This window comes from Vibrio sp. ER1A, from assembly GCF_000733315.1.
GTDB lineage: Bacteria > Pseudomonadota > Gammaproteobacteria > Enterobacterales > Vibrionaceae > Vibrio > Vibrio mediterranei.
Genome location: NZ_JPJA01000076.1, coordinates 1 through 2320 on the forward strand (window position 1 = coordinate 1; position 2320 = coordinate 2320).

The window sequence follows — 2320 nt, forward strand, 5'->3', positions numbered from 1 at the left end:
TGTTGTATATTCACCAACATATAGTTTTCTTCTGTCACTCTATTTTCTATCGAACGTGGAGAAGAACACCCTAACATCATCAAGGATACTATCAGTATCATTTTATTTTTTATTATTTTATTCAACATATACGTTAATCATTCCAATTCAGAATCGATAGCCTAAATTCAAGGTAATGGAACTACGTGTTGAACCTTTATTATATAGAGCAGTTAGGTTGTAGTTCTTTCCAATTTGTTTATTAAACCCAATTAAATATGCCCATTTATCTAGATTTACACCAACGTCATAGTCAATATCTACATCTATGCCTAATGCAGGTCCTAATTCCCCTTTCATGCTCGGATTCAAAGATTGGTATTCTGCTCCAATAAACAGTTGAGTTCGAAGATCAATAAACTGATAACCTAACATGGGCTGTACTGTCGTAATTCCATCTCCCCAGTCTTCGGTTGTTCCCTTTAAACGTGTTATAGAATGTGTTGCTGTAACCGATGCAAAATACTCTTTGTACCCCATAGCTAGCGTCGTTCCCACCCCCAACAAGTCATACTCAAGCTTTATAGGAATAGCAAAGTTAATAGGTTCTATTTCGATTGGCCCAATATTAACTGGTCTAGTTTGAGCATTTACAACCGCATCTACGTCAACCTGGCCAATAAAGGCGAATAAGTTCCAAAATGGTAGAATATTAATATCACCGCGTAATGTATATGACTCTGCAGTCACATTTGCAATAGTGTTCTCAGGGTCAAACACGCCATCTAGCTGTATTCCACCAAGGTTAAAATAAGTAAAATTAAAGTCCATTTCCTGCCGACGATAAGACGCTGAAATACCAAAGGGTAATGGGACATCAATACCTTGCCTTCTAACAACGTCAGCCATCAACGGGAACGTTCGGTCTAATTTAACGTAAGCCTCACGCATTCTTGGGTCAGAGACTTCAGATAGCAACACAGGGTCCTGTACAATGGAGCCGAGTTGATCGTCATAATAGACCACTGGCGTTGACTCTACGTGTAGTTGAAACTCTTTGTTGTGCTTATACCCTTCAATCTCAATTGTCTTTTTATTAACCACAACTCTGCCATTAGGTAATGTTTCAAACATTGTAAGTTGTCGATAAGCTTTCACCTCATAGATACCTTGATAGAATGGTTTGTTATTTGTAACCTCAAGAGATATAGGCATACCGTCTGAAATAAAAAGCCTTCCTTGCATGAAACGAAAGTTAGCAATATCCTGTGGCAATGCATATTTAGAGTATTTGAAGCTTATTTCATAATCGCTATTATTTTTCTGTTTTAATGAAACAGACTCCCTATCATACATCTCAGCATACTTACTTAATTGATACTCTCTTTTCGTAATCTGCTCAATACTCTTAATAAGATCCGTTCGTTCATCAATTTTAGCCGGATCATACTTTATGCGAAGGTCAATATTACCCTTAATGTCTGTAGTTTGTACCAAATAAACTTCGTCAACTTGACGAATATCATCGACTACTTCGATTTTTTTCGTATGTGAGACAACATGATCGCCTTGAAGCATTGAGCTTATCGCGAATTTGTGGAGATAATTAGGCACACCGTATTGTTCAAACGTAAGAATTTCTTCATTCAGTTCGGATAATGGCATTTCTGTGGCAAGTAACGTGGTAGATAGAGTTAAAGACAATAGAAACCCTACCAAGGCATTCAGTATTTTTATCAGCTTGATCATCTTTATACACCTAACTAGGTAAATTAAAATCTATAAATATCACCCTAAATCTCATGTTTTTTTTAGCACTAGGGAATCATGAGCTAGCAGTGTTTACATCGTTGTTATTTTTTATAGCAATCGCACGTTTTTATTATTTATTAACGCCAAAGAAAATGTTAATCCTATTTGAAGGATCAACCCCTCTGCTTAGACCTTCAATAACATGTTACAAAGACGCAAACTTGTTAACATTGTAAGGGAGGCTTGAGTGTTACAATGAGCTGCGCACTAAATCGGCATGAGAAGTCTATGAATTTTAGTATTGAGCAGTTACAAAGCTTTGTTGCAGTGTACGAAAATGGCTCTTTTAGTAAGGCCGCTTTGTATTTAGATAAGCACAGAACAACCATAGGCCAAGTAATCAATAATTTAGAAGATGAACTTGCAGTAGATCTGTTTCAGCGAAGTGGACGCACAGCAGAACCTACCGAAGATGCTGCACTATTGTATCGTTACGCTAAGCAAGTAGTTGAACAAGCACGTTCATTCGATAAGTTAGCTTTAAGTCTTTCTTACGGCGAGTTAGAGCATATGTAACTATTCACCCGCG

At 37.2% G+C, this 2320-nt stretch carries 1 protein-coding gene and 1 pseudogene; one reads left to right on the forward strand and one right to left on the reverse strand.

The features are described 5' to 3' along the window. Nucleotides 1-147: 147 nt before the first annotated feature. Entirely contained in the window at nt 148-1728 is a 1581-nt protein-coding gene (locus HW45_RS04820) for a hypothetical protein (protein WP_038225324.1), read from the reverse strand. A gap of 291 nt (nt 1729-2019) precedes the next feature. Here HW45_RS04820 and HW45_RS04825 point away from each other — a divergent pair. Further along, a pseudogene (locus HW45_RS04825) lies at nt 2020-2298 on the forward strand (LysR family transcriptional regulator); the annotation flags it as partial. Nucleotides 2299-2320: the final 22 nt, after the last annotated feature.